At 66.4% G+C, this 25,191-nt stretch carries 25 protein-coding genes and 1 pseudogene; 14 read left to right on the top strand and 12 right to left on the bottom strand.

Going from position 1 to position 25,191, the window contains the following annotated elements; all coding sequences use genetic code 11:
* Positions 1-20 precede the first annotated feature (20 nt).
* The 3 genes from glsA (at position 21) to ACH438_RS41975 (ending at position 4,109) form a co-directional block, all read left to right on the top strand.
* On the top strand, positions 21-1,856 hold the full coding sequence (gene glsA / locus ACH438_RS41985) for a glutaminase A (protein ID WP_397016052.1): 1,836 nt from the start codon (positions 21-23) through the stop codon (positions 1,854-1,856).
* 47 nt (positions 1,857-1,903) lie between these two features.
* Entirely contained in the window at positions 1,904-3,322 is a 1,419-nt protein-coding gene (locus ACH438_RS41980; protein WP_397016050.1) for an amidase, read from the top strand.
* 97 nt (positions 3,323-3,419) lie between these two features.
* On the top strand, positions 3,420-4,109 hold the full coding sequence (locus tag ACH438_RS41975; RefSeq protein ID WP_397016048.1) for an SIMPL domain-containing protein: 690 nt from the start codon (positions 3,420-3,422) through the stop codon (positions 4,107-4,109).
* Between the two features lie 9 nt (positions 4,110-4,118).
* Here ACH438_RS41975 and ACH438_RS41970 read toward each other — a convergent pair whose 3' ends face one another.
* The 4 genes and pseudogenes from ACH438_RS41970 to ACH438_RS41955 all read right to left on the bottom strand — a co-directional run bounded on the left by ACH438_RS41970 (position 4,119) and on the right by ACH438_RS41955 (position 8,765).
* Positions 4,119-4,928 carry a hypothetical protein gene (locus tag ACH438_RS41970; RefSeq protein ID WP_397016046.1) on the bottom strand — a complete coding sequence of 270 codons (810 nt, stop codon included), beginning with the start codon at positions 4,926-4,928 and terminating at the stop codon, positions 4,119-4,121.
* Between the two features lie 106 nt (positions 4,929-5,034).
* On the bottom strand, positions 5,035-6,309 hold the full coding sequence (locus tag ACH438_RS41965; RefSeq protein ID WP_397016200.1) for a class I SAM-dependent RNA methyltransferase: 1,275 nt from the start codon (positions 6,307-6,309) through the stop codon (positions 5,035-5,037).
* A 93-nt stretch (positions 6,310-6,402) separates the two neighbouring features.
* A pseudogene (locus tag ACH438_RS41960) lies at positions 6,403-6,780 on the bottom strand (TRAM domain-containing protein); the annotation flags it as partial.
* Entirely contained in the window at positions 6,777-8,765 is a 1,989-nt protein-coding gene (locus tag ACH438_RS41955) for an APC family permease (RefSeq protein ID WP_397016044.1), read from the bottom strand. The gene ACH438_RS41955 and the pseudogene ACH438_RS41960, both read right to left, overlap by 4 nt.
* A 157-nt stretch (positions 8,766-8,922) precedes the next feature.
* Between ACH438_RS41955 and ACH438_RS41950 the strand changes: the two genes are divergently transcribed.
* Positions 8,923-9,588 carry a potassium channel family protein gene (locus tag ACH438_RS41950; protein WP_397016042.1) on the top strand — a complete coding sequence of 222 codons (666 nt, stop codon included), beginning with the start codon at positions 8,923-8,925 and terminating at the stop codon, positions 9,586-9,588.
* A gap of 2 nt (positions 9,589-9,590) precedes the next feature.
* Complete coding sequence (locus tag ACH438_RS41945) at positions 9,591-10,268, top strand: potassium channel family protein (RefSeq protein WP_397016040.1); 678 nt, start codon at positions 9,591-9,593, stop codon at positions 10,266-10,268.
* Between the two features lie 78 nt (positions 10,269-10,346).
* Here ACH438_RS41945 and ACH438_RS41940 read toward each other — a convergent pair whose 3' ends face one another.
* The 3 genes from ACH438_RS41940 to ACH438_RS41930 all read right to left on the bottom strand — a co-directional run bounded on the left by ACH438_RS41940 (position 10,347) and on the right by ACH438_RS41930 (position 12,436).
* A complete protein-coding gene (locus ACH438_RS41940; protein WP_397016038.1) occupies positions 10,347-10,928 on the bottom strand; it encodes a sigma-70 family RNA polymerase sigma factor in 582 nt (193 codons plus the stop codon).
* A gap of 290 nt (positions 10,929-11,218) precedes the next feature.
* The gene (locus tag ACH438_RS41935) at positions 11,219-11,815 is read right to left on the bottom strand and encodes a DUF3159 domain-containing protein (RefSeq protein WP_397016198.1); all 597 of its coding nucleotides are present in this window, start codon (positions 11,813-11,815) and stop codon (positions 11,219-11,221) included.
* A gap of 228 nt (positions 11,816-12,043) precedes the next feature.
* Entirely contained in the window at positions 12,044-12,436 is a 393-nt protein-coding gene (locus ACH438_RS41930; protein ID WP_397016036.1) for an OB-fold nucleic acid binding domain-containing protein, read from the bottom strand.
* A gap of 165 nt (positions 12,437-12,601) precedes the next feature.
* Between ACH438_RS41930 and ACH438_RS41925 the strand changes: the two genes are divergently transcribed.
* Complete coding sequence (locus ACH438_RS41925; protein ID WP_397016034.1) at positions 12,602-13,357, top strand: alpha/beta fold hydrolase; 756 nt, start codon at positions 12,602-12,604, stop codon at positions 13,355-13,357.
* 170 nt (positions 13,358-13,527) lie between these two features.
* On the opposite strand, the gene ACH438_RS41920 is transcribed toward ACH438_RS41925, so the two are convergent.
* Both ACH438_RS41920 and dut read right to left on the bottom strand, forming a co-directional pair.
* Complete coding sequence (locus ACH438_RS41920; RefSeq protein ID WP_397016196.1) at positions 13,528-14,403, bottom strand: DUF3710 domain-containing protein; 876 nt, start codon at positions 14,401-14,403, stop codon at positions 13,528-13,530.
* A gap of 5 nt (positions 14,404-14,408) precedes the next feature.
* Complete coding sequence (gene dut / locus ACH438_RS41915; RefSeq protein WP_397016032.1) at positions 14,409-14,909, bottom strand: dUTP diphosphatase; 501 nt, start codon at positions 14,907-14,909, stop codon at positions 14,409-14,411.
* 52 nt (positions 14,910-14,961) lie between these two features.
* Between dut and ACH438_RS41910 the strand changes: the two genes are divergently transcribed.
* Positions 14,962-15,474, top strand: a complete 513-nt coding sequence (locus ACH438_RS41910; RefSeq protein WP_397016030.1) for a DUF3093 domain-containing protein — start codon at positions 14,962-14,964, stop codon at positions 15,472-15,474.
* A gap of 26 nt (positions 15,475-15,500) precedes the next feature.
* Here the strand turns inward: ACH438_RS41910 and ACH438_RS41905 are convergent, their stop codons facing one another.
* Positions 15,501-15,803 carry a DUF4193 domain-containing protein gene (locus tag ACH438_RS41905; RefSeq protein WP_397016028.1) on the bottom strand — a complete coding sequence of 101 codons (303 nt, stop codon included), beginning with the start codon at positions 15,801-15,803 and terminating at the stop codon, positions 15,501-15,503.
* Positions 15,804-16,147: 344 nt separating this feature from the next.
* Here ACH438_RS41905 and ACH438_RS41900 point away from each other — a divergent pair, with 344 nt between their 5' ends.
* Positions 16,148-16,324: a hypothetical protein gene (locus ACH438_RS41900; protein WP_397016026.1), complete on the top strand. Its 177-nt coding sequence runs from the start codon at positions 16,148-16,150 to the stop codon at positions 16,322-16,324.
* 9 nt (positions 16,325-16,333) lie between these two features.
* Positions 16,334-17,011 carry an envelope integrity protein Cei gene (cei, locus tag ACH438_RS41895; RefSeq protein ID WP_397016024.1) on the top strand — a complete coding sequence of 226 codons (678 nt, stop codon included), beginning with the start codon at positions 16,334-16,336 and terminating at the stop codon, positions 17,009-17,011.
* Positions 17,012-17,120: 109 nt separating this feature from the next.
* On the opposite strand, the gene ACH438_RS41890 is transcribed toward cei, so the two are convergent.
* Positions 17,121-18,038: an inositol monophosphatase family protein gene (locus ACH438_RS41890; protein WP_397016022.1), complete on the bottom strand. Its 918-nt coding sequence runs from the start codon at positions 18,036-18,038 to the stop codon at positions 17,121-17,123.
* Positions 18,039-18,115: 77 nt separating this feature from the next.
* Between ACH438_RS41890 and ppgK the strand changes: the two genes are divergently transcribed.
* From ppgK to ACH438_RS41865, 5 genes are all read left to right on the top strand, one after another.
* On the top strand, positions 18,116-18,874 hold the full coding sequence (gene ppgK, locus ACH438_RS41885) for a polyphosphate--glucose phosphotransferase (RefSeq protein ID WP_397016020.1): 759 nt from the start codon (positions 18,116-18,118) through the stop codon (positions 18,872-18,874).
* 150 nt (positions 18,875-19,024) lie between these two features.
* Positions 19,025-20,434: an RNA polymerase sigma factor gene (locus tag ACH438_RS41880; protein ID WP_397016018.1), complete on the top strand. Its 1,410-nt coding sequence runs from the start codon at positions 19,025-19,027 to the stop codon at positions 20,432-20,434.
* Positions 20,435-20,525: 91 nt separating this feature from the next.
* The gene (locus ACH438_RS41875) at positions 20,526-21,428 is read left to right on the top strand and encodes a tyrosine-type recombinase/integrase (RefSeq protein ID WP_397016016.1); all 903 of its coding nucleotides are present in this window, start codon (positions 20,526-20,528) and stop codon (positions 21,426-21,428) included.
* Positions 21,429-21,491: 63 nt separating this feature from the next.
* A complete protein-coding gene (locus tag ACH438_RS41870; protein WP_397016014.1) occupies positions 21,492-22,400 on the top strand; it encodes a restriction endonuclease in 909 nt (302 codons plus the stop codon).
* On the top strand, positions 22,397-22,933 hold the full coding sequence (locus tag ACH438_RS41865) for a restriction endonuclease (RefSeq protein WP_397016012.1): 537 nt from the start codon (positions 22,397-22,399) through the stop codon (positions 22,931-22,933). The genes ACH438_RS41870 and ACH438_RS41865 overlap by 4 nt, the downstream gene beginning before the upstream one ends.
* A gap of 134 nt (positions 22,934-23,067) precedes the next feature.
* Here ACH438_RS41865 and ACH438_RS41860 read toward each other — a convergent pair whose 3' ends face one another.
* On the bottom strand, positions 23,068-23,703 hold the full coding sequence (locus tag ACH438_RS41860; protein WP_397016010.1) for a hypothetical protein: 636 nt from the start codon (positions 23,701-23,703) through the stop codon (positions 23,068-23,070).
* Positions 23,704-25,191: the final 1,488 nt, after the last annotated feature.

Genomic DNA, 25,191 nt, shown 5'->3' with positions numbered 1-25,191 from the left:
TACCCGGATACAGTTGCCCTGTGGTCCCCTCCGGCGGTGTCGTGGCCCGCATCATCGACGAGGTGTACGAGCTGTGCCGAGCCGACACCTCCGGCGCGCTGGCCGACTACATCCCCGAACTTGCGGCGGTACAACCCGATTCGTTCGGTTTGTGCGTCGCCACCGCCGACGGCCAGGTGTACGGCAGCGGGGACCTCGACACCCCGTTCACCATCCAGTCGATCTCCAAACCCTTCACCTACGCACTGGCATTGGCCGATCGCGGGATCGAGGAAGTCGCGCAGCGCATCGACGTCGAACCCTCCGGGGAGCCGTTCTTCGAAATCAGTCTGGACCCCAAGACACAACGGCCGCGCAACCCGATGATCAATGCCGGGGCGATAGCCGCGGCATCGCTGGTGACCGGGCGCGACGCAGCCGACCGGTTTGCCCGAATCCGGCGCAGCTACAGCCGATTCGCCGGACGCGACCTGCGCATGAACGAAGCCGTCTACAGCTCGGAAGCCCGCACCGGATACCGGAACCGATCCATCGGGTACCTGCTGCGCGGCGCCGGAATCATCGATATCGACCCGGACGAGGCGGTGGACCGCTACTTCCGGCAGTGCTCGATCGACGTCACCTGCCGTGATCTCGCCCTCATGGCCGCCACGCTGGCCAATAACGGCGTGAATCCACTGACCCGCGAACGCGCGCTGTCGGGACCCCTTGTCGAACAAGTGCTGTCGGTCATGACCACCTGCGGCATGTACGACGCCGCCGGCGACTGGGTGACCACCGTCGGACTGCCCGCGAAAAGCGGTGTGGGAGGCGGCATTCTCGCGGTACTGCCCGGGCAGATCGGGATCGCCGTCTACTCGCCACGGCTCGACGCCCACGGCAGCAGCGTGCGCGGGGTACGGGCCTGCCGGGAACTGTCCAGCCGGCTCGGACTGCACTTCCTGCACGTGACCCGCGCCGCGCACACCGCCATTCGGGCCGCCTACTCCGTGTCCGAGGCACCGTCCCGGTTGCGCCGCGACGCCGACGAATTGGCGCTATTGCGTCAGTACGGACACCATGCGCGGATCTTCGAACTGCACGGCGACTTGTTCTTCGCAGGCGCGGAATCCACCGTGCGCGCGGTGGAGGAAACCGATGAAGACCTCGAGGCGCTGGTGCTGGATCTGCGCGAGGTGGGCGAGGTGAGTCCCATCGCCATCCGCATGCTCGACGATCTGCAGAACGAGCTCGCCGCGGCCGGGTGCCGGGTCGCGCTCGTCGACCCGGACGGCAAACTCGGGCACCTGGTCTCCAGCCTCGACCCGAACGACCCACGCGGGCGGGTGTTCATCGACCGCGACGCCGCCACCGAATGGTCCGAACAGATCGTGGTGGACCTGCACCGGCCACCCGACGTACTGCCGCCCGCGGCCTGCACGGTGGTCGAACATCCCGCCCTCGCCGACATCTCCGATGACGAACGTGAGCAACTGGCAAAGGAATTCGAATCCCGCACGGTGGCGCGGGGCGAACGGATCATCGCGCGCGGCAGCGCCCGCGCGGGACTGTTCCTCATCCTCGACGGGCGGGTGCGCATCACCTTCGAAGACCGTGCGGGACGGCGGCATCGGATCACCACGCTGTCGGCGGGCATGTCCTTCGGTGAGATCTCGCTGCTCGCGGGCGTGAAGTTCGCCAACGACGTCTACGCCGAGACGACCGTGCGGCTGGCCGTGCTGCCGCCGGAGAAGTTCGACATGCTCACCAGCCAAGCGCCCGAAGTGAAACTCGCCCTGCTGGAACGACTCGCGGCCGCCGCCTACGCCCAGGCCGACGCCGCCGTCCGCGCGCTCGCCGCCCACGGCGGCATCTGACCGGCCACGGAATCCTACTTCCGACCTTGACCGAGAACGGCTTTCCGATGACCGACCACGACCTGACCTACCTACCCGCGACCGAGGCGCTGCGGTTGTTCCGCAGCCGGGAATTGTCTCCGGTTGAACTGATGCAGGCGGTCATTGCGCGCGCCGAGGTGGTCGAGCCCGAGATCAACGCGTTCGCGGAACAAACCTTCGAGGACGCGCTGACGCAGGCGAAACAGGCCGAAATCGCCTACGGCGCAGGTGGTTCGCCGCGGACGCTGGAAGGGCTGCCGATCGCTGCCAAGGAGGAGCAGCCGATCGCCGGGCGCATCAGCTCCGAGGGCTCGCTCGCGCTGGGCGAGCAGGTCGCCGATGTCACGCATCCGGCGATCGAGCGGATTCTGGGCGCGGGCGGCATCATTCACGCGCGCACCACCACACCCGAATTCTGTTGCGCCATATTCACGCAATCACGGCGGTGGGGCATCACCCGTAATCCGTGGAACCTGGACTACTCCCCCGGCGGATCGTCCGGCGGGTCCGCTGCCGCACTCGCGGCGGGTACCGCGGTCCTCGCCACCGGATCCGATATCGCCGGATCGATCCGGCTGCCGGCCGCGGCCACCGGGACCGTCGGATTCAAACCGCCCTACGGGCGCGTGCCCGGCCTGCCGCCGTTCAACCTCGATCACTACTGCCACGACGGGCCGATGGCGCGCACGGTCGCCGACTGCGCGCTGCTGGAAAACGTCATGGCCGGGCCGCATCCCATCGATGTGGCGTCGGTACGGCCGAAAGTGCTCATCCCCGAACAACTCGGCGAGGTGTCGGGGCTGCGGATCGGTTACGCGCCCAATCTCGGTGATTGGGTGGTCGAACCCGAGATCGCGGCCAATACGCGTGCGGCGGCCGAGGCTTTGCGCGCGACGGGTGCGATCGTCGAGGAGATCGAGGTCGGCCTGCGGGTCGCCGAGGTGCGGCGTGCGATGTTCGCGCATTTCGGGGCGATCTTCGGCACCTATGTCGCGGGAATCGCCGCCACGCATCGGGATCTGCTGACCCCGTACGCCCTCGCCTTCGCCCGCGATACCGCGATCGGACCCGGCGATTTCTATGCCGGGCTCGAACTCGAAGGCAAGATCTACGCGGTACTGGGCGCACTGCTCGAACGCTACGACGCGCTGCTGTTCCCGACCACCGGGGTCACCGCGCTCCCCGCGGGCGAGGACTTCGTCGAAGCCGAGCTCTCGATCGACGGCGTCGCACTCGACCACTACCTGGATTCCGCGCTCACTCCGGTCTTCAATATCGCGAGCCGCTGCCCGGTGCTGAACGTGCCGTCGGGAATCGGCCGCCACGGTGTGCCCACCGGTCTGCAGATCGTGGGCCGCACCTACGACGACGCCACGGTATTCCACATCGGCGCCGCGCTGGAACGGGTCCGGCCCTGGCCCTTACGGCCCACCGGCCGCGCTTGACCGCCCATCCGCGCTGGTCGGCGCGGCGGGACTGGCGGGATTGGTGGCGTCGGTAGCATCGGGGCGTTATGCCCGATCCGATCGAGGAGGATGCCCCGTGCCCGTCAGCGACGCAACCGTCGGCACGATAACGATGTTCGGTTCCGGGCGGGCGAGCGCCGCACCCGATCTCATGCGGGTCACCATCTCCATCGAAACCCGCGCGGACACAGTCGCTCTCGCCTACTCACAGGCCGGGGAACGCGCCGACGCGGTCATCGCCGCATTGCGCGGGGATGCCGTGCCCGGACGTGACATCACCACCACCGGGCTGTCCGTGCGGTCGGAAACGGTGTGGACCGAAGGGAACCGGGAACGGCTCGTCGGATATGTGGCGAGCACCGCACTGACGGTGACCTTGCGGAATATCGCCGCGCCCTCCGGATCCGGGAAGAGCGCGAGCGCCGAACCCGCCGCGATCATCGCGCACGCCGTGGAAGCCGGTGGCGACGATGTGCGGCTCGGCGGGCTCACCCTCGGCGTGGCCGATGAGGAGAGCCTGCTCGTGGCGGCCCGCGACGCGGCGTGGGATCACGCGCTCGGCAAGGCCGAACAGTATGCGCACCGCGCCGGACGCACCCTCGGGGCGGTGCTGGAGATCACCGAGAACACCTCCGACGTGCACGTACCCCGGCCGCGAATCGCGTTCGCCGCCAAGGCAATGCCGGCCGAGGGCGCCGCGATCCCCCTCGAATTCGGGGAGAGCGAACTCTCCGCCGACATCCGGGTCACCTGGCAGCTGAACTGACCCGGCGGGTCACAGGTCCAGGCGGGTCAACAGGGTCGACGCCCGAATGACGGTCAATTGCAGCCGGAATCGGGCGGCATCGGCGCGCGTGCGATGCGGATGCGGGTCCTTGTCGGTCATGGACCGCAGGTCGTAGAGGAAGCGGGCGGCGGCGGGGATGTCCAGGCGGCCGGTATCGACGAGGTGACGGACATTCCGTGTGCTGTCCATCTCCTTGGTGCCGGCGGCATACGCGGTGAGATGCTCCAGCGCCGTCCGCAACCGCTTCTCGCACGCCGGGAAGCGGCCCTTCTCATAGTGTTTCGCCGCCGCCCGCAGATGATCGAGCGGCGTCTGCTGGCCGCGCAATTCGAGTTCGGTCTCGAGCACGGCCAGCCGTTCGGTCAGCCGCACCGGGAGTTCGGCCGTCGGCTTGAGGCGACATCGCACCGCCGCCTCCTGCAAGCCGTTGCCGACCCGCCCGATCTTCAGCCGGTATCCATCGGCCAGCAGCTCACTGCGCAGCTCACCGACCCAGATCGGAAGATGCTTGCGCTCCAGCAGTTCTCCCTGCAGAAACCGCTCGACCGTCAACTCCACCAGACTCAGCAGCGCCCGATCCGCTTCGGCATCACCGTTCAACGCCGCCAGCCGCGCCCCATACACCGGCGTGACCAGCCGCCCCCAATAACTGTCCGCGTTCACCCACAGCGGGACCTCGTACTCCGGCCGCTTGAGATCAGCGCCCAGCAGCAACCCCTCGAGCGAGTGAAACTTGGACTGATCGCCGTAGATCAGTTCCACCACCGACGCGAGCGTCGGGTCGGACAACGTAGTCATGGGTGAACATCTTGGCCTACGACCAAACTCCCCATCGCACAGCCCGTTTCCCACTGGCAAACATTGAGCGACAACCAGACCAACGACGCCGCACCGGCACGCGCCATCAGCGCTCCAGCAGCACCACGCATTCCACATGATGCGTCGCGGGGAACGCATCGAAGACGCGTAGCTCGCGCGGCTGATAGCCCGCGTTCCGGTAGAGGCCGAGATCGCGGGCGAAAGCGGCTGGATCACAACCGATGTGAATGATGCGCCGCGGATCGCGTTCGGTCAGTGCGGCGATCACCTCCTTACCGGCGCCCGCCCGCGGCGGATCGAGGACCACGACATCCGGTGCCGCGGAGGGCTGTTCGGTGATCCAGCGCTCGACGCGCTCGGCTCGCAGATCCACCCAGGGCATATCGCCGAGTGAGGCGCGGCCGTCACTGATCGCGGGCCGCGAGAACTCGACGCCGTGCACCTGGCCTTCCGGCCCGACCTGATCGGCCAGGCGGGCGGCGAAAACACCCACACCGCAGTAGAGATCCCAGGTCAAGCTGCCTGGACGAGCATCGGACCACTCTGCCACGACGTCCGAATAGCATTGCGCCGCACCGAAATGCGGCTGCCAGAACCCGGTCGCCGACAGCTCCCAGCGACGGCCCGCCACATACTGCACGGCCCGCCCGGTCCCCTCCACCACACGCTCACTCCGGGCACTGTGGGCGGCAGCCCGGCGCGACGCGGTATGCCGCCGATCCCCGGCGCTCCCCCGGCCACCACCGCTACGACCGCCCCGCCCACGGTTCGTGCCGCGCCGATCATCGCCGAGTTGCGGTCCGGCGGGCGCGATCTCCACGATGTGCCGCACCCCGTCACCGTCCACGGCCACCACGAGATCCGCTCCGGGAGTCCAGTGACGCGCGGCGATCCCGTCCATGGCCCCCGCGATGGGCTGCGGGCAGCGCAGATCCGCGATCACGTCGGTGCTCCGGTACCGATGCACCCCGGCCCGGCCCTCCGCATCGACCACCAGCCGCATCCGGCTCCGCCAACCTCCCGAATAGTCCGCGGCCCCAGCCACACTCGCGTCTCCCGCGGCCCCGGATACAGAAATACCGGACAGCTCGGGTCGCACCGCGGCGGAGGCATGCGATGCCGAAGCACCGGAAGCGGCAATGTCCTCCGCCCGCGAGGCACCATCCTGCCCCGCCGAAGGTCCTACCGACGCAGCGTCGCCGGCTCGCTCGCCGAGCGCCGAGGGATCGGTGTCGGCCTGCGACGCGCGCCGGCTGCCCGACGCACGGCGGTCGGCTGGGGCGGCCTCGTGCTCTATGCCTGCATTGCTTGCGGCGGCGGTCGATGCACCGGTCAACGATGCGGAGAGCCGGGTTGCCACGCCGCCGAGCCGGCCGGGTGTGGCCTGACGGGTGGCGGGGTTGTGGCGGGAATTGTGCTGGGCCGCCACGACAGTCGGGACCAGGAGGCCGGAGGGGATGGGTTCGACCGTGAAGTCCGGTTCCCAGTCGGCGAGGCGGCGGAGTTGCTCGGCTACCACCGTTGCCTTCAGGGCGCGCTGGGCTTCCGGTGTGGCGAAAGAGAAGTCGCAGCAGCCGGCGCCATCGGGACCGGAGACCGTGCAGGTGGCGGGGATGCGGTCGGGTGAGGGTTCGAGGATGTGGATGGCGTCGGCGCGGCAGAAGGAGCCGCCGCGGTCCTCGGTGACCAGGGCGCGGACCAGTTCGCCGGGGAGGCCGTGGCGGACGAAGAGGACGCGGCCCTCGTGGCGGGCCACGCAGAAGCCGCCGTGGCCGGGCGGGCCGAGGCGGACCTCGAATGTCTGGCCGTGCCAGTTGCTTCCGGGGCTCATGATTCATCTCCGAAACCGCGGCGGACCGAGCCCGGGGCGTTGACGATGCGGCCGGGGCGGCTGCGGCCGGCCGAGGAGTTCAGCTGCCAGGGGACGCTGGTCACCATGACGCCCGGCTCGAAGAGCAGGCGGCCCTTGAGGCGCAGCGCGCTCTGGTTGTGCAGCAGGTGTTCCCACCAGTGCCCGACCACGTATTCGGGGATGAACACGGTCACCACATCGCGCGGGGCGTTCTTGCGAACGCGTTTCACGTAATCGACCACCGGCTTGGTGATCTCACGGTAGGGGGATTCGATCACCTTGAGCGGCACCGCGATATCGCTGCCCTCCCATTCCCGCACCAGTTTGCGGGTATCGGCTTCGTCGACGTTCACGGTGATGGCCTCCAGGGTGTCGGGCCGGGTGGCGCGCGCGTAGGCGAGCGCGCGCCGGGTGGGCATGTGCAGCCGCGACACCAGCACGATCGAATGCGTGCGGCTGGGCAGCACACCGTCCCAATCGGTTTCGTCGAGTTCCCGCGCCACCGTGTCGTAGTGGCGGCGAATGGATTTCATGAGCATGAAGATGGCGGTCATGGTCACGATGGCGATCCACGCGCCCGCCACGAACTTGGTGACCAGCACGATCACCAGCACGGTCGCCGTCAGCGTCAGGCCGATGGCATTGATCACCCGCGACCGCTTCATGCGCCGCCGCTGCGCCGGCTCGGTCTCGGTGCGCAGCAAGCGCGTCCAATGCCGCAGCATGCCGGTCTGACTCAGCACGAACGACACGAACACGCCCACGATGTACAGCTGGATGAGCTTCGTCACCTCGGCCCCGAACAGCACCACGAACGCGATGGCCGCACCCGCCAGGAAGATGATGCCGTTGCTGAACGCCAGCCGGTCCCCGCGCGTGTGCAGCTGCCGCGGCAGCCAGCGATCCTGCGCCAGAATCGATCCCAGCACCGGGAACCCGTTGAACGCGGTGTTCGCCGCCAGCACCAGGATCAGCGCGGTCACGATGGTGATGAAGTAGAACCCGGCCGGGAACCCGGCGAACACCGCCCCCGCCAGCTGCGCCACCAGGGTCTTCTGCTCGTAGCCGGCGGGCGCGCCGATCAGGTCGGCGGGATGCTGCGCGTACACGATGCCGACCTTCTGCGTGAGCACGATCATGCCCAGGAACAGCGAGACGGCGATGCAGCCGAGCAGCAGCAGCGTGGTGGCGGCATTGCGCGACTTGGGTTTCCGGAACGCCGGCACCCCGTTGCTGATCGCCTCCACACCGGTCAGCGCGGCACAGCCGGAGGAGAACGCGCGCGCGATGAGGAACACCAGCGCCAGCCCGAACAGATGCTCGTCCTCGGCCTTCAACCCGAATCCGTAGGACTCGGCATGCACCTGATGGCCCAGCCCGATGCGGGTGAAACCCCACACCAGCATGATGAACATGCCGATCATGAAGGCGTAGGTGGGAATCGCGAACATGGTCCCGGACTCACGCACGCCACGCAGGTTCATGGCGGTCAGGATCACAATCGCCGTCACGGCGAACAACACCTTGTGCGTTGCGACGAACGGCACCGCCGACCCGATATTGGAGGCCGCCGAGGAGATCGACACCGCCACCGTGAGCACGTAATCCACGAGCAGCGCACTCCCGACGACCAGGCCGGCGGTCGGCCCGATGTTCTTGGTGGCGACCTCGTAATCACCGCCACCGGACGGATAGGCGTGCACGTTCTGCCGGTAGCTGGCGACCACCACGGCCATCACCAAGGCCACCGCGACACCCACCCACGGCGCGTACGCGTAGGCGGACAGCCCGGCCACCGACAGCACCAGGAAGATCTCTTCGGGGGCGTAGGCCACCGATGACAGGGCATCGGAGGCGAAGACCGGAAGCGCGATCCGCTTGGGCAGCAGAGTGTGCCCGAGGGAATCGCTACGGAAAGGGCGGCCCACCACCATGCGCTTGGCGGCCGTCGTCAACTTCGACACTTCAGCCAGCATAAGGGAGGGCAGAATCGGTTTGATGCACCACCTGAGGGGGAAAATGCCTCGGGAAACACTCGGACGGTACGGTTGCCACCCGGCTGGGATTTCGGCAAGCAGCAACCAGACCGCACACCACGGTTTTCGGGAATGGGGTTCGACGGTGTACGTAGTGATCATGGGGTGCGGGCGAGTGGGCTCCTCGCTGGCGCGCGCCCTGGTCCGAGTCGGCCACGATGTCGCGGTCATCGACCAGAACTCCAGTGCGTTCCTGCGGCTGGGCCGGGATTTCCCCGGGCTCTGCGTCACGGGTGTGGGCTTCGATCGGGATGTGCTGACCCGCGCGGGAATCGAACGGGCGGGCGCCTTCGCCGCGGTCTCCTCCGGCGACAACTCCAACATCATTTCGGCGCGGGTGGCGCGCGAGACCTTCGGCATCGAGCGCGTCGTGGCGCGCATCTACGACGCCAAGCGCGCGGCCGTGTACGAGCGGCTCGGCATTCCGACCATTGCCACCGTGCCGTGGACGACCGACCGGTTCCTGCGCAGTCTGGTCGCCGACCAATCCACCACCACCTGGCGCGACCCCACCGGCACCGTCGCCGTCACCGAACTCGTCCTGCACGAGGACTGGTACGGGCGCCCCGTCCACACCCTCGAGAGCGCCATCGGCGCCCGCGTCGCCTTCCTCATCCGCTTCGGGCAGGGCATGCTCCCCAACGGGAAAACCCTGCTGCAAGCCGATGACACCGTCTACATCGCCGCCACCTCCGGCAGCGTCGGCGAGGCCGTCGCCCTGGCCGGTAATCCCCCCGCGAGCGAGGACTGATCATGAAGGTAGCCATTGCGGGCGCCGGCGCCGTCGGCCGATCCATCGCCCAGGAACTGCTCCGCGGCGGGCACGAGGTCATGCTGCTGGAACGCCGCCTCGACCACATCGACCCCACCATCGCCCCCGCCGCCGTCTGGGTGCACGCCGACGCCTGCGAACTGGAAACCCTCGAAGGGGCGGACCTGGAAACCTACGAGGTGGTCATCGCCGCCACCGGCGACGACAAGGCCAACCTGGTCTTCAGCCTGCTCGCCAAGACCGAGTTCGGCGTCCGGCGCGTCGTGGCGCGCGTCAACGATCCGCGCAACGAGTGGCTGTTCGACTCCTCGTGGGGCGTGGACGTCGCGGTATCGACGCCGCGGCTGCTGGCCTCGCTGGTCGAGGAGGCGGTGTCGATCGGCGATCTGGTGCGGCTGATGACCCTGCGGCAGGGGCAGGCCAACCTGGTGGAGCTCACGCTGCCCACCGATACGCCGTTGGCGGGCAAGGCCGTTCGCACGCTCAAACTGCCGCGCGATGTCTCCCTGGTGACCATCCTGCGCGGCGGCCGGGTCATCGTGCCCCAGCCCGACGACCCGCTGGAGGGTGAGGACGAACTGCTGTTCGTCACCACCGTCGAGGCCGAGGACGACCTGCGAAAGGCCCTCGGCGTCAACGGCTTCGGCCGCTCCGCCTGACCTGGATCACACTGATGCGGGCCGGACGCTCGTCGCGTCCGGCCCGCATCTCTCGTATTCATCTGTGCGCCCGCCCGTTCAGGAGGCCGCCCGCAATTCCGCGCGCAACTTGTTCAGCGCCCGATGCTGCATGACCCGCACCACGCCGGGGCTGGTGCCGATGGCCTCGGCGGTCTGCGCCGCCGTCCAGCCCAGCACGATGCGCATGACCAGCACCTCGCGATGGGTCGGCGCCAGCACCTTCATGAGTTCGCTGGCGGCACGCCGGGTTTCGGAGGCCATGGCCCGCTCCTCCGGCCCCGCCTCCAGGCCCGGCTGATCCGGGAACTCCGCCACCGGATACGACGGGTGCAGCTGCGCCCGCCGGAACGCGTCGGCCACCTTGTTCGCCGAAATGCCGTACACGAACGCCAGGAACGACTTGCCCTGATCCCGATAGCGCGGGATCGCCTGCACCGTCGCCAGGCAGATCTCCTGTGCCACATCGTCCGCGGCCACGTGCAGGTGGGTCGCGCCGCTCATGCGGGCCGCGCAGTAGCGGCGCACCAGCGGGTAGACGATCTTGAGGATCTCCGAGACCGCATTCCGGTCACCGGCGGCGGCCGGGCCGATCAGCTTCTCCAACTGCTCTGCGGCGCGCCGCGATTCGGAGGTCGCCACGCTTGTGCTCTTGGGCCCCCGCCCCGCCGGGTGCCGCCGTGAGGCCGTTGCCTGCACCGCCGCACCGCGACCCTCGCCACGATCCTGCGATGCCACTGCCTTACCGTCGGTAACCAACTCCGCGATCCTTTCTCCGTAGCTTCTGAGAAAGATCGTGCTAGGAACCGAGGCCACTCAATAGGCACCCCAGGGGTGGGTATCACACCCCCTGTGGCCACCCATTTCGCGCGCAGGTGTTACGTTTCGCGCGCACAGCGCGATAAGGCGCTGGTCGAAGGGTTTTGCGGCGATCAGGCGGCGGACTCGGCCGACTCTTCCGATTTCGACGGGGAGTGTCCCGCCTTGCGGACCGCCCAGATGGTCACCAGCAACGCCACACCCGTCAACGGCCAGCCCATGCCGATGCGGGCCGCGGCCAGCAGACCGGTGCTGTCGGCGTTGTACAAGTGATGCTGCACCAGGTAACGAGCGCCGAACACCACCGCCCACACCAGCGTCGCCAGATCGTAGAGCCGCATGGCCCGGCGATCCGAACGCCATTCGGTGCCATGCCCGTTCAGCACACCCCAGATGACACCCGCCAGCGGCCAGCGCACCACGATCGACAGCAGGAACGCGCCGCCGTACACCAGGCTCGCGTAGATGCCGAACAGGAAGAAGCCCTTGGCCTCACCCACCCGGTAGGCGATCAGCGCGCACACGCCCACACCCAGGAAACCGGAGATCGCGGGCTGAATCGGGCCGCGGCGCACCAGCCGCCAAATGAGAATCGCGGTCGCGACACCCAGGGCGGCCCAGATCGCGGCCGTCAGGCCCAGCCAGGTATTGAACGGCACGAACACCAGGACCGGCAGCGACGAGTAGATCAGGCCGCTGAAACCGCCCATCTGCTCGAGCAGGGTCTGCTCGACCTCGTCCTCGGCTTCCTCGTCGTCCTCGGGCGGAAGCGGGTCGAGACCGAGCGCCTGGCGTTCGAGCGCCGCGAGATCGTCACGCAGGGTGGCATGCACCTCGGTGGGTGCGTCCGGATCGACATGCACACGGCGTCCCGGCCGACCCGGAACCTCGTCGGGCCCGCGGCCCTCGTCGTTGCTGCTGGCAGGAAATGGCATGCGTCAGGAATTCTCACGGAGTTCGTAGTAGGGGTTGTAGATGACCTTGCCGCCGTCGCGTTCACCGACCCGGCCGCGGACCAGGATACGACGCCCCGGCTCGATTCCCGGAATGCGACGCCTGCCGATCCACACCAGGGTCACGCTGTCGGTGCCGTCGAAGAACTCCGCCTCGATCTCGGCGCCCGCGGATTTCGGGCAGGCCTCGACGCTGCGCAATCTGCCGAGCATGGTGACCTCTTCGCCGCGCCGGCACTCCGACGCTCTGCACGCGCCCGACGCCTCGGAGGTCTCGGCCAGCTCCTCGGCGTCCAAGTGGTCCAGATCCGCTGTCAACCGGCGGGTCAATCGCCGGAAATAGCCTGACGGGAAATCCTTCCCAGCCGCGGATGGCATGTCGCACGCTCTCCTGTAGAGCAAGACGGCGTGGGTCTCACGTCGTTGGTTCTTCCCACCCGCCGCGTGGGTTTCCCACACGATCGCTGTGGCCGTACCCCCGCCACTGTAAACGGGCCGACCTGCCCCCGCCACGCGTGACTCGCCCTCAGTAGGCTCGACCGGGTGCCCGATCTCTCCCATCCCGCGGTCGCCCCGGCCCGCCCGGCCGTCGCGCTCCCGGCGCGCCCGGCCGTCGCCGTCGCACTGCCCGGAACCGGTTCCGACGCCCATTTCGCCCGCCGCGCCTTCGGATCCGCTTGCGCCGCACTGGATCTGCCGTTCCTCGCGGTGGACCCGGACCCGAACCGGGTGATCGCGAGCTACCGGGCCGCCCTCGCCACCGCCGCACGCTCCGGGCCACTGCTCATCGCCGGCATCTCGCTCGGCGCGGCCGTCGCCATCGAGTGGGCAGCGCAACACCCGAATTCGGTCTCCGCCGTCGTCGCCGCCCTGCCCGCCTGGACCGGCGCCGACACCACCGGCTGCCCCGCGGCCCTCAGCGCCGCCGCCACCGCCGCCCAGCTGCGCGCCGACGGCCTCGACGCCGTCATCGACCGCATGCGGGCCTCCAGCCCGCCCTGGCTCGCCGAGGCCCTCACCCGCTCCTGGCGCTCCCAATGGCCCGACCTCCCAGCCGCATTGGAGGAAGCCGCCGCCTACCGCTGGCCCGAACCGGAAGTCCTGGCCCGTATACAAGCCCCGGTCTCCATCGTCGGCGCGATCGACGACCCGGTACACCCCATCGCCGTCGCCGAACGCTGGACCGCCCTGATCCCCCACGCCGACCTGCACCGCATCACCCTCGACGAACTCGGCGCCGACCCGGCCATCCTCGGCCTCCGCGGCATCAACCTCCCCCGCCACGCCGCCACCTCCTGACCGGCAGGAAGCTCCCGCGACCGACGCGCGCGAGCGGCCGGGTACAGCCCGCCCACCGTGCATCGAGGCTGTCCGACAACGCCCGGCCACACAGGGCGGGCGAATCTCCTTGGACAGCAAACGGCCTCGCCCCGCCGAGTTCCCGGTGGGGCGAGGCCGTATGTCTTCGGCTAGTTGAGGCCGAGCTGCTGCATGGCCGAACCTTCCGCACCACGGCGGGGTTCGGTGTTCTGCGGGGCGGGCTGGTAGGGCTGGCCGCCCTGCATGGCCGTCAGCTGGGCCTGTACGGCCTGCTGCTGGGCCGCCAGCTGCTGCTGGTGGGCGGCTGCCAGTTGGTCTGCGAGCTCCTGGGGTAGGACCACCGGGAGGGGTTCACGGACCGGCAGGGGCTCGTCGCCGCGGCGGACGACGGTCTCGCCGAGGATGGCCCGGGCGGCGGCGACCAAGGGGGTGTTCTCGTCGGCCGCGCCGGACGGGCCGGCGGCGACCAGGCGGACCATCCAGCGGTAGCCGTCCACGCCGATGAAGCGCAGGTCCGCGCCCTCGGTGACGGCGTGCAGCTCACGACCCCACGGGCCCTGGGTGACCGCGACCTGGGCGCCGTCCTTGCGCAGGGTCTCCGCGAGATCGGCCGCCACCGAACGCCATTGCCCCGGCGATTTGGGGGCGGCGTAGGCGGCGACGGTGATGCGGCCGTGCTGGGTGGCCAGGTGCACGGCCTGCGGGGTGCCGTCGGGGGTCATCTCGACCTGCAGCTGCCCGCCCGGCGGCACGGGGACGATGACCGAGCCGAGGTCCAGACGCTGTTCGGCGACGGTTTCCAGGTTGTCGGCGACGTCCTCGTAGTCGTAGGGACCGGTACGGTCACCGGCGGCGACGGGGGCGTCGTCGTAGTCCGAGTCCTCGAATTCGTCGTCCGCGTAGGCGGTTTCGTCGTATTCGGTGTCCTCGTACTCGTCGTCGTATTCGTCGTACTCGGTGTACTCGTCCTCGTACTGCGGCTCTTCGCCGTCGTCGCGGCCCTTGTTCTTCTTGCGTCCGAACACCATCGTCATGCCTCCTTGCCGGTCGCCTGACCCGCCCCATCAGGCTGGGCGATCAGGCTGGCGTGCCCACCACTCGATCCGTATCCTCCTGCGCCGCGCGCGGTTTCGTCGAGCGCGTTCACCTCGACGAAATCGACCAGCTCCACGCGCTGCACCAGCAGCTGGGCAATGCGGTCACCGCGCCGGAGCTCGACGGCTGTGCGCGGATCATGATTGATGAGGCACACCTTGATCTCGCCCCGGTAGCCGGCGTCGACCGTGCCGGGGGTGTTGACGACCGAAAGGCCGTGCTTGGCGGCCAGGCCGGACCGCGGATGAATCAGACCGACCGTCCCGATCGGAAGGGCGACCGCGATGCCGGTGCCGACCAGCCTCCGCTCCCCCGGTTCGATGATCACATCCTCGGTGGTGCACAGGTCCACCCCCGCGTCGCCCTCGTGAGCGCGCGTAGGTACGGGGATGCCGGGATCGAGCCGCAGCAGGGGAATAGGTGGAATACCGGTCACGTAGGCCGAGCCTACGCGTTCGCCCCCGCGACCATTGACCTAGTCTGAAGTCGTGTCCGACCAGCCCCCTCAGGTGACCCAGGAACCGAAGCAGCAGACTGCGCCCCTCTACTCAGAGCGCCTATGGGTGCCGCTGTGGTGGTGGCCCGTCGGGCTTTTCGTGACCGGCCTGCTCGCAGCCGAAATTCATATGGGCGCACCGGGAATCCGGGCGTGGCTGCCCTACGTGTTGTTGTTCCCCATCCCCGTCTGGGTGCTGATCTGGTTCTCCCGCCATCGCGTGGAGGTCGTTCGCGACTCGACCGGCACCCCGGAACTTCGCGCGGACCGGGCGCATCTGCCCGTCAATTTCGTGAAGCGCGGTGCGGGAGTGCCGGTCAGTGCGAAGAGCGCGGCGCTGGGTCGTCAGCTCGACCCGGCCGCCTTCGTCCAACATCGGGCCTGGATCGGCCCGATGGTCCTGCTCGTTCTCGATGACCCGGATGACCCCACCCCGTACTGGCTTGTCAGCACGAGGCGACCCGAGGAAGTCCTGACCGCGCTCGGCGTACCGAGCGCGGGCTGACGGAATTCGGTTGATCGGACTGCGCTTTACGCGGCGCAGTCCATGCAGATCAGCTGACCGCCGGACTCACTGGCCAGTCGGCTCCGGTGGTGCACCAGGAAGCAGCTCGAACACGTGAACTCGTCGGCCTGCTTCGGGATGACCCGGACCGAGAGAACTTCCTCGGACAGGTCCGCGCCGGGAAGCTCGAACGACTCCGCGGTATCGGATTCGTCGATATCCACGACGGCGGACGCGGCCTCGTTGCGACGAGCCTTCAGCTCCTCGAGCGAGTCCTCCGAAACATCATCGGATTCGCTACGCCTCGGTGCGTCATAGTCGGTTGCCATGTCGTCTTCCCCTCGTCCTTACTCCGTATATCCCGGACCGGCCCACCCGGTGTCGACCCCCTCAACGGGGAATCGGCACGGCGTGTTCCGCCCCGCCCGTGGTGTACGTCACGCGTACACCGGTCACAGATCCGGGCCGGACACTCCTCATCCGCACCGGATCGCGCTCGGTCAACGCAGGACATGCCCTTGTTGTTCCCGAAATCGAACCCCGGTTTCACCCGGGCTGTACGATCTGGGCCGCCAGACAATAGCGGACCCCGGGTCAAAAGTCGCAATCAAAACACTCACGAGTCGAAACTGAGGGTCAATCGTCACCGACGAGGCAACTCGCTGAGATCTACGTGGCGCATACCGAGATCTTCACGCTGCTTATCGTGACCTTCGCCTCGCGTTTCGCGGCCCGGACGGGCGTGAACTGCGATCTTGGTGCAGCGCAGGCGGATACCGGTGAGGCGCGCCGCGCCCGGCGTGGCGGACTTGCCGACGCCTTGCACGCGGTGACCGCCGCGCTTTCGTAGAGTGTGTCCGTGGTTTCACTCATCACCCAAGGGCAACCGACCGATCCGAAAGGCCGCCCGTTCACCCGACGGCGGTGGGAGCCATGGGCGGCCATGGTGGGCGTCATCGCGCTCATCTGCGTCGGGGTGTGGTTCAAGGCACTCACGACGACCACCGGTGATACCGGCGCCATGGCCTGCAACTCGCCCAGCCCGGCCGCCAACACCTCCGCGCCCGCCCCGGCGCCGCTGGGCCAGCGGGTGGGGCAATCGCGGCTGCGTGACGTGCAGCCTGCCGCCCTCGCGGCGTCCAAGGTGCGCGTCTACAACGCGAACGGTCAGCGTGGCCAGGCGGCGCATGTGGCCTCGGAGTTGGGCGACCTGGGTTTCGCCAGCGCACCGGACGTTCAGGCGGCAAACGACCCCGTCTACGTGAACGGCGATCTGGAGTGCATGGGCCAGATCCGGTTCGGCGTGAACGGGCGGCCCGCGGCGGCGTCCGTGCAGCTGGTCATGCCGTGCGCCGAGCTCATCGAGGATCAGCGGCAGGACGACACGGTCGATCTGGTGCTGGGTTCACTCTTCCGTGATCTGAACCCCGATACGGATGCTCAAGAGGTGCTGAAGTCGCTGAAGAACCCGGCGCCCGGCAATGGGCCGGCCATCGACCCCAAACTGCTCGACGCGGCGCGACACGCCCAGTGCTGATCTTGCGCCGGGCGAAATCCGTTCGGTGACAACCCCATAACCCGTTCGACGACGATCGCCGCGCCCATCGGGCGCGGCGATTCTGTTGCGCGGGTTGTCTAGCCCGCTATCACTGTGCCGGGATAGGGGTGGTGACACCGAGTTGCTCGAGCAACCCGGTAAATTCGGGCGCGATGCCGGGTGCGACGGCCACCACCAATTCGCCTGCGGATCCCGGCGATTCGGGCGCCGGCAGGCTGAGCTGCGCGCCCGCCTCGGCGGCGATCAGCGCGCCCGCGGCCCAGTCCCACAGGTTCAGGCCGTGCTCGTAATGCGCGTCCGCGCGACCCTCGGCGACCATGCACAGATCCAGGGCCGCCGAGCCGATCCGCCGGATGTCGCGGATGTACGGCAGCAACTGGGCCACCAGTTCGCCCTGCCGGGTGCGGCGCGGAGTGGCGTAGGCGAATCCGGTCGCCACCAGAGCCATCGACACCGAGTCGATCTCGTTGCAGCGCAACGGGATCGGCTCGCCGCCGGGCGTGGCACGGTGGGCGCCCTGACCGAGTCCGGCGCTGTAGGTGACGCCGTGCGCGACATCGGCGACCGCGCCGGCGACGGATCGCCCGCCGCGCACCGCGGCCACCGAGACCGAGTAGGCGGGGATGCCGTAGACGAAATTGACGGTGCCGTCGATGGGGTCGACGACCCAGTGCACGTGGTCGGGATCGCCGGAGAGGCTGCCGCCGTCCTCTTCGCCGACCACGAGATCGCCCGGCCGCAGATCGGCGAGCAGCTTGCGGATGAGCTGTTCGGTTTCGGTGTCGACGATGGTGACCGGATCGGTCGGGGTGCTCTTGGATTGCACGGCGTCGTCGACCGGCGCACCGGATCCGAAGACCTCGGGACGGCGTGCGCGTACGTGGTCAGCGGCGGTTTCGGCGAGATGCACGGCGACGCGGCGCAGTTCGGCCACGTCGGAAGTGTCGGGGTTGTCGGAGTACTTCAGCGGGGTGGAGTTGAGATCAGATTCCGGCACGAGGCCCATCGCAGCACAGATCCGGCGCGTCGCGCATTAGGCTTGTCGGGAACGACACAGCTGATCAGGGAGAACGAGGAGTCGTCATGTCCGTTGCGGGGCACGCGTTCGGTATCGACATCGGTGGTAGCGGTGTCAAGGGCGGCGAAGTCGATCTGACCACCGGCGAACTCGTGCACGACCGCATCAAGATCGCGACTCCGCAGCCCTCCACCCCGAAGGCCGTCGCGGAGACGGTCGCCAAGATCGTCGCGCAGGCCGGCTGGGACGGCCCGGTCGGCATCACCATTCCGAGCGTGGTGATCGGCGGCGTCGTCCGCACCGCCGCCAATATCGACAAGGGCTGGGTCGACACCGACGCGCGCGCACTGTTCTCGCAGGCGCTCGGCGGTCGCGAGGTGACGGTGCTCAACGATGCCGACGCGGCCGGGCTGGCCGAGGACCGGTACGGCGCCGCGATGGAACACACCGGGCTGGTCATGTTGCTCACGTTCGGTACCGGTATCGGTTCGGCGGTGATGTACAACGGCATGCTCGTGCCCAACACCGAACTCGGGCATATGGACGTGCACGGCAAGGAGGCGGAGCATCGGGCCGCTTCCTCGGTGAAGGAGCGGGACGGTTTGAGCTACCACAAGTGGGCGAAGGAGGTAAGCAAGGTCCTGGTCGCGCTGGAAAATCTGTTCTGGCCGAACGTCTTCGTGGCGGGCGGCGGCATCAGTCGTGACTACGAGGAATGGATTCCGTTGCTCACCAACAGAACCCCCGTGGTACCGGCGACATTGCGGAACACAGCGGGCATCGTCGGAGCCGCCATGGCCGTGTCTGCCGGTATCGCGCCATAAGCACCCTGGTTCGATCGTTACAATGGAACAAGCCCGGCGGTGAGCCGGAACCGACACCGGCACGAGAGCCGGTATACCCCCCGACAGAACCGCTCCGCCGGATGATCACTCTGGCGTGACGCCGCACGAGACCGTCACGAAAGGGCGTACGTGGTAGCCACGAATACCCGAGAGACCGCCGACTCGGCCGAAGCCGCCGACTCAGCAGACACCACCGCAGCACGGCCGGTCAAGGCTGCCGCCAAGAAGGCCCCGGCCAAGAAGGCCGCGGCGAAGAAAGTCGCGGCCAAAAAGGTCGCGGCCAAGAAGGCCACCAAGGCGACCGCCAAGAAGGTCGCCGCCAAGAAGGCCTCACCCAAGACAGCCGGCGAGCCGGGTGCCGAGGGTGAAGCCGAAGAGGGCCTCGAGGAAGAGTCGCTGGACCTCGAAGACATCGATATCGACGACGCCGAACTGGGCGACGACGAGCTCGAGGTCGAAGTCGAGGACGACGAGGAAGAGGGCGAGACCGCCGAGGCCGCCGAAGAGACCGAGGAAGCCGAAGAGCCTTCCGAGAAGGACAAGGCGTCCGGCGATTTCGTCTGGGACGAAGAGGAATCCGAGGCGCTGCGTCAGGCCCGTAAGGATGCCGAGCTCACCGCCTCCGCCGACTCGGTCCGCGCGTACCTGAAGCAGATCGGCAAGGTCGCGCTGCTCAATGCCGAGGAGGAGGTCGAGCTCGCCAAGCGCATCGAGGCCGGTCTCTACGCCACGGAGAAGTTGCGCGAGTTCGCCGAAAAGGGTGAGAAGCTGCCGGTGCAGTCGCGCCGCGACTTCCAGTGGATCATGCGCGACGGTAACCGCGCGAAGAACCACCTGCTCGAGGCCAACCTGCGACTGGTCGTGTCGCTGGCCAAGCGCTACACCGGTCGTGGCATGGCGTTCCTGGACCTCATCCAGGAAGGCAACCTCGGTCTGATCCGTGCCGTCGAGAAGTTCGACTACACCAAGGGCTACAAGTTCTCGACCTACGCGACGTGGTGGATCCGCCAGGCCATCACCCGCGCCATGGCCGACCAGGCCCGCACCATCCGCATCCCGGTGCACATGGTCGAAGTCATCAACAAGCTCGGCCGCATCCAGCGCGAACTCCTCCAGGACCTGGGCCGCGAGCCCACCCCCGAAGAGCTCGCCAAGGAAATGGACATCACGCCCGAAAAGGTGCTGGAAATCCAGCAGTACGCCCGTGAGCCCATCTCCCTGGACCAGACCATCGGCGACGAAGGCGACTCCCAACTCGGCGACTTCATCGAAGACTCCGAAGCAGTAGTCGCCGTAGACGCGGTGTCCTTCACCCTTCTCCAGGACCAATTGCAGTCGGTCCTGGAGACGCTCTCCGAGCGCGAAGCGGGCGTAGTCCGCCTCCGCTTCGGTCTCACGGATGGCCAGCCCCGCACCCTGGACGAAATCGGCCAGGTCTACGGCGTCACCCGCGAACGCATCCGCCAGATCGAGTCCAAGACCATGAGCAAGCTGCGCCACCCCAGCCGCTCCCAAGTCTTGCGCGACTATCTGGATTAGCGATTCCCATCGATTGGGCCCCTGAGCTGCAGCTTTGGGGCCCAATCTTTGTTTTCTGGCAGAGCACAGAGCTTTCAGTCAAGATAGTGGGATGGCGATCGAACATACGATCGACCTTGCCACGCTGTTGCCCTCGTGGGAGCTAGCACTGCGGGCCGAACGGAAATCTGAGCACACGGTCAATTCCTACCTGTACGGCGTCCGCCTCTACCTCGATTGGTGCACAGCTGAAGGTCTCCCACCTGACCTCGACCGCCACCAGGTGAACGCGTTCGTCGCCGACCTACTCGCATCCGGCCTCGAACCGTCGACCGCAAGAGCGAGACAACTTGCGCTCCGCCGCTTTTCGGTGTGGCTCGTCGAGGAAGACGAGTTGGACTCCGATCCCCTGCTCGGCCTCAAGCCCCCCAAGCTTGACGAGAAGGTCATCCCCGCCCTCACCGACGACCAGATCAAGGGACTACTGAAAGCCTGCCAGGGCAAGGACTTCCGCGACCGCCGAGACGAAGCCATCATCCGACTGATGCTCGAAACAGCGATGCGCGCCGGAGAATGCGCCGATATCGCCTTGGCAGACACGGATGTCCGCCGCGGCCTGGTCACCGTCCAGCGCGGCAAGGGCGGCAAGGGCCGCATCGTCCCCTTCGGCCTCCAAACCGGCCGCTCCCTAGACCGCTACATCCGCGCCCGTCGTTCCCACCGCCTCGCAGGCTCCCCCAAACTCTGGCTAGGCGAACGCAGTAGAGGCTTCACGTACCAGGCCCTCTACGCCACCCTCACATACCGCGCCCAGCTCGCAGGCATCGAAGGCTTCCACCCACACATCCTTAGACACACGGGTGCGTCCCGCTGGCTCGGTGCTGGCGGAACCGAAGGCGGCCTCATGGCCGTCGCCGGATGGAGCACCCGAGACATGATTGACCGCTATACCAAGTCCACTGCCGCAGCCCGTGCAGCCGAGGAAGCTCGCGGGCTCAACCTCGGTGATCTGTAACTGTTCCAATGAGGTGACCAAGGTCATAATGCTCGGTATCATTTGCCTATGCGTTGTCTAGTCATGGCACCAACCCCACTCAATCTGCGGGTTCTGCATGGAGTCTTGTTCAGCCATGGCGTCAAGGTAGACACGACGTCCGACCTCGGAGCAGGAATCAAGCTTCTTGGTGGCCCGCTTGAAGGAATCGATTTTGGAATCGCAGTCGTTCCCACTGCTTCTCGAAACTTTGACGGAGCCAAGGCTGCAATATTTATCGAAATCGGCATCCTCGCCGCACGAGGTATCCCCGTTATTATTCTAGCTGAGCCCGGCGGCGAGCTTCCTATAGCCTTAGATGATCTCACAACCGTTACGACCGAATTGGACAATGAAGAAGCATTGAATCTGCATCTCGGATTGTTCATGAAACGCATTTCGAATCAGGATGTTAACGATATCCTTTGGTCGTCGTACGATTCAATGCGCGCATCATCGCCACCGATTTCACATTGGTCCAAAGACGACCCTGAATCTCAGAAGCGCTGGACCGACCTTCTTGACAAGGCGTGGCAGACTGCGACAGAGAAAAATGCAAGCCACCAACAGATCGTTCGCCTTCTATCTGAACTCCTTCAAAACGATGGAGCCACCGTTCAGGAGAACCTTGACGGAAGCGATAGCGGAATCGATTTTGTATTCACGTATCCGAAACTACGCGAGACGGTCGCCGTCGAGGTAAAGCGACGCCGATATGGTTCCCCCGAACAACAACTGATGCGTTATCTCTCCAGGGCCGGCGGAACGATGGGGCTCGTCCTCTACCTGGACTCCGATTCCGAGACGGAAAAGGTCGAACAGACGGCACCGTGGCTGCTTCTTGATTACCGAATCCAGTCAATCGGGCTTCTCAATTTTCTAGATGCGCTTTCGGACGGAAATCTCGAATCGGATCTGATCCGAGTTCGCAATCAGATGGTGCATCGCCAATGACTGACCTCGATCCCCTCGAAGTGCGTCGCCACTTGCTTGCGGCCGACACCGCTACCGACACGGATTCGCAAGGCAAAGCCTACGAAACATTGGCCGAGTACTTATTCGAATCAATTCCCGGCTGTTTCACACAGCGGAACGGAATCAGTTACTTCCGAACCGAGCAAGTTGATCTAGGCGTATGCAATGGCAAACATCAGCTCGGCCTGTATGCTTTGCCGAACATAGTCTTGGTGGAATGCAAGAACTGGAGCAGTCCAGTCGACAGCTCCACTCTTGGATATTTCATCAATATTCTCGCGAGCCGAAGTGTCGAAGTAGGAATTCTCATCGCCGCGAGCGGAATAACCGGAGATGCTCGATCTTTGACAAGCGCACATGGACTGGGAGTTGGTGCGATCGCCAGAGGGATGGCGGTTCTCATTATCACTACCGAAGAAATTGAAAAGCTCACATGTACGTATGACTTTGTCAATCTATTACAGCGACGATTTCTTTCTGCTCACATGAATGGCGGATTGGGCGTGCCGTGAGCAATTAATTCTTTGGATCGGCACCTAACACAGAATAAATTCAGCCGTCACTATTGCGCACCAACGTTCAACAAAATCAGACTCAGCCTCCACTGGGCCTTCCATTATTCCGACTTACTGTGGCCTGAGAGCATTTATCCTTCGGTCTCGAAGGCTCCTCCGCAGATCCCACAGAGAATCGGTCCGGTTTGATATACGGTCCGAGAAACACGAATCTTACGTCCGCAGTCGCATTCGGCGGATAGGCCGTTGTTACTGGATTTGCGTCCACGATCTCGGCCCGGCTCGCGACGGCGGTAAGCCACCAGCGCGCAGGCCAGCTCTTCTAGCTCATCGCGATACAGCAACCGAGTTTGATCCGGCACGGCAGTGAGCGACCACCCGATCTCATCATGATGCGTCAAGGTCAACCCGAGCTCTTCGCCGAGCGCGCGGTATCGCTCGTTGTGCCAACGGCCTTGGCGGCTGGTGTCCTTGATCCCGCGCGTCATTGCAATGCCGTGCGCAGCCTCGTGGAGCAAGGTACCGAGAACGTCGACCGCGCCACGCTGAAGCCCTTCCCCTCCGATGAACAACTCATGCAATTCGTACTCGCCACGGACCCATCGGTTCGGAGCGAAGTGTCCGAGGGTCACGTCGCTTCCGCTAATCGATCCGGCCCCTACAGTGAGCACCACATCGGGTACGTCGGGGTGGAGGGATCGGATTGCTGCCCAGGCGTTTTCCACTGCGGTGACAAGTAGGCCAGTGACGGTGTCGGAGTCGGTCATGGTCTCCGGGTTCCTTCCGGGAGCTATGACACGTACGTGTCAACCGGCGGCCCAACGGTTTTGACACGTACGTGTCAACGGTAATGGGAGGCCCGCGAGAGCGTGGATTCCCTGGGCGCGCGCCGCGCTCTCGTGGGGCAGGCCCCGCGGCCTGCCCTCAACGCCTGCCTGCCGCGCCGCAGAGGCTCCCGACCTAGGACGAATTTCCGTTCACCCAAAGCCACTTTGATATGCATCCGCCGCGCGGAAAATCGTCCTAGGTCGCGGAGGGGCGGCGCGGCTAGCATGCGGCGCGCGCCCAGGGAATCCACCAGCCGCACAGCACCTCCAGACCTGACCCAGCACCGAACCGGCAAACACAACCAGTCCCACCGGACTCGCCCACCCCGACGCAACTCCTCACACCGGACGCGACTACCGCGCTAGCGCTCCGGACCGCACTGCCTACGTCACCGTCACGTACGCACCCCACGTCACCGAACGCCACCACCTGCTCAACAGCAACGCTCATTACCCAACGTAACCACTTCTCTTCGCCCCCTGAAACCCTTTCTCTACCTACTGATTTCCCCCGACACACAGACTCACTTACTCACCTGCTCCCCTCACACAGATCACCAAGTACACATTGATGTGTGTACTTGGTGATCTGTGTGAGGGGAGCAACCATCACCGCAGGTCGGTCTGCGTGTCGGGGGGTATCAAACTAGGTCCGAACTAGATAACCGATCTGCTCACGTTCCGCACCAGTTTTTTCGCGAGATGGTCAGAGAATCACTAGTTTCGTACCTCAGGGGTCACGAAAATTGCGTCTTTGACACGGGTTTCTTCTTCCGGATCAGCTTGATCAACAACCGATTTCGGTACCTGGACTGGTCGGGCACATCCTGGCACGGGGTCCGGTTTCGAGTGCCCGTCGCGTCCGGGGTGGGGTGGGGGCGCGTGATTTTAACGGCACCGCCCCTCCGCGACCGAGGACGAATTTCCCGCGGTGGCCGGTACCTACCCGGCGGCCCGGCATCGGGAAATTCCTCCTCGGTCGGGAGCCTCTGCGGTGCCGAGACGGACAGGGTGCCGGGCAGGCGGGGGCCTGCCCGCTTCCTCCACGCGCCCCCACCCCACCCTTCCGCGAATCGCTGGCGTCGGGGCTGTCGCGTGGTCCGGTGTCGATGTCGGCAGGCTCACCTGATAGAAAAAGGGCGGAGCCCGTGCCTGGTCTCAACAGGCACGGACTCCGCTTGATCGGTATTCAGTTGGTATTCGGTTATGTCCGGAGCGTTCAGCCGAACAGGGTCAGCTGGTTCTGGTGGGCTCTCCGATCACAGTCGGCCCGGTAGAGCTTGGCCAGCTGCTTCACCTTCCACTGCGACAAGTCGTAGTCGGCGGCGATAGCAAGGGCCTTGACCCCGGGTAGTGGACACGCTTGATCTTGGTCTCAGACCAGGGAAAGCGAGAAGATCTACCCGATGTCCAAGAACTACAACGAAG

Source organism: Nocardia sp. NPDC020380 (genome assembly GCF_044386975.1).
Classification (GTDB): domain Bacteria; phylum Actinomycetota; class Actinomycetes; order Mycobacteriales; family Mycobacteriaceae; genus Nocardia.
The sequence above is the reverse complement of the archived record's forward strand: the minus strand, read 5'-3'. Positions and strand labels throughout refer to the sequence as shown.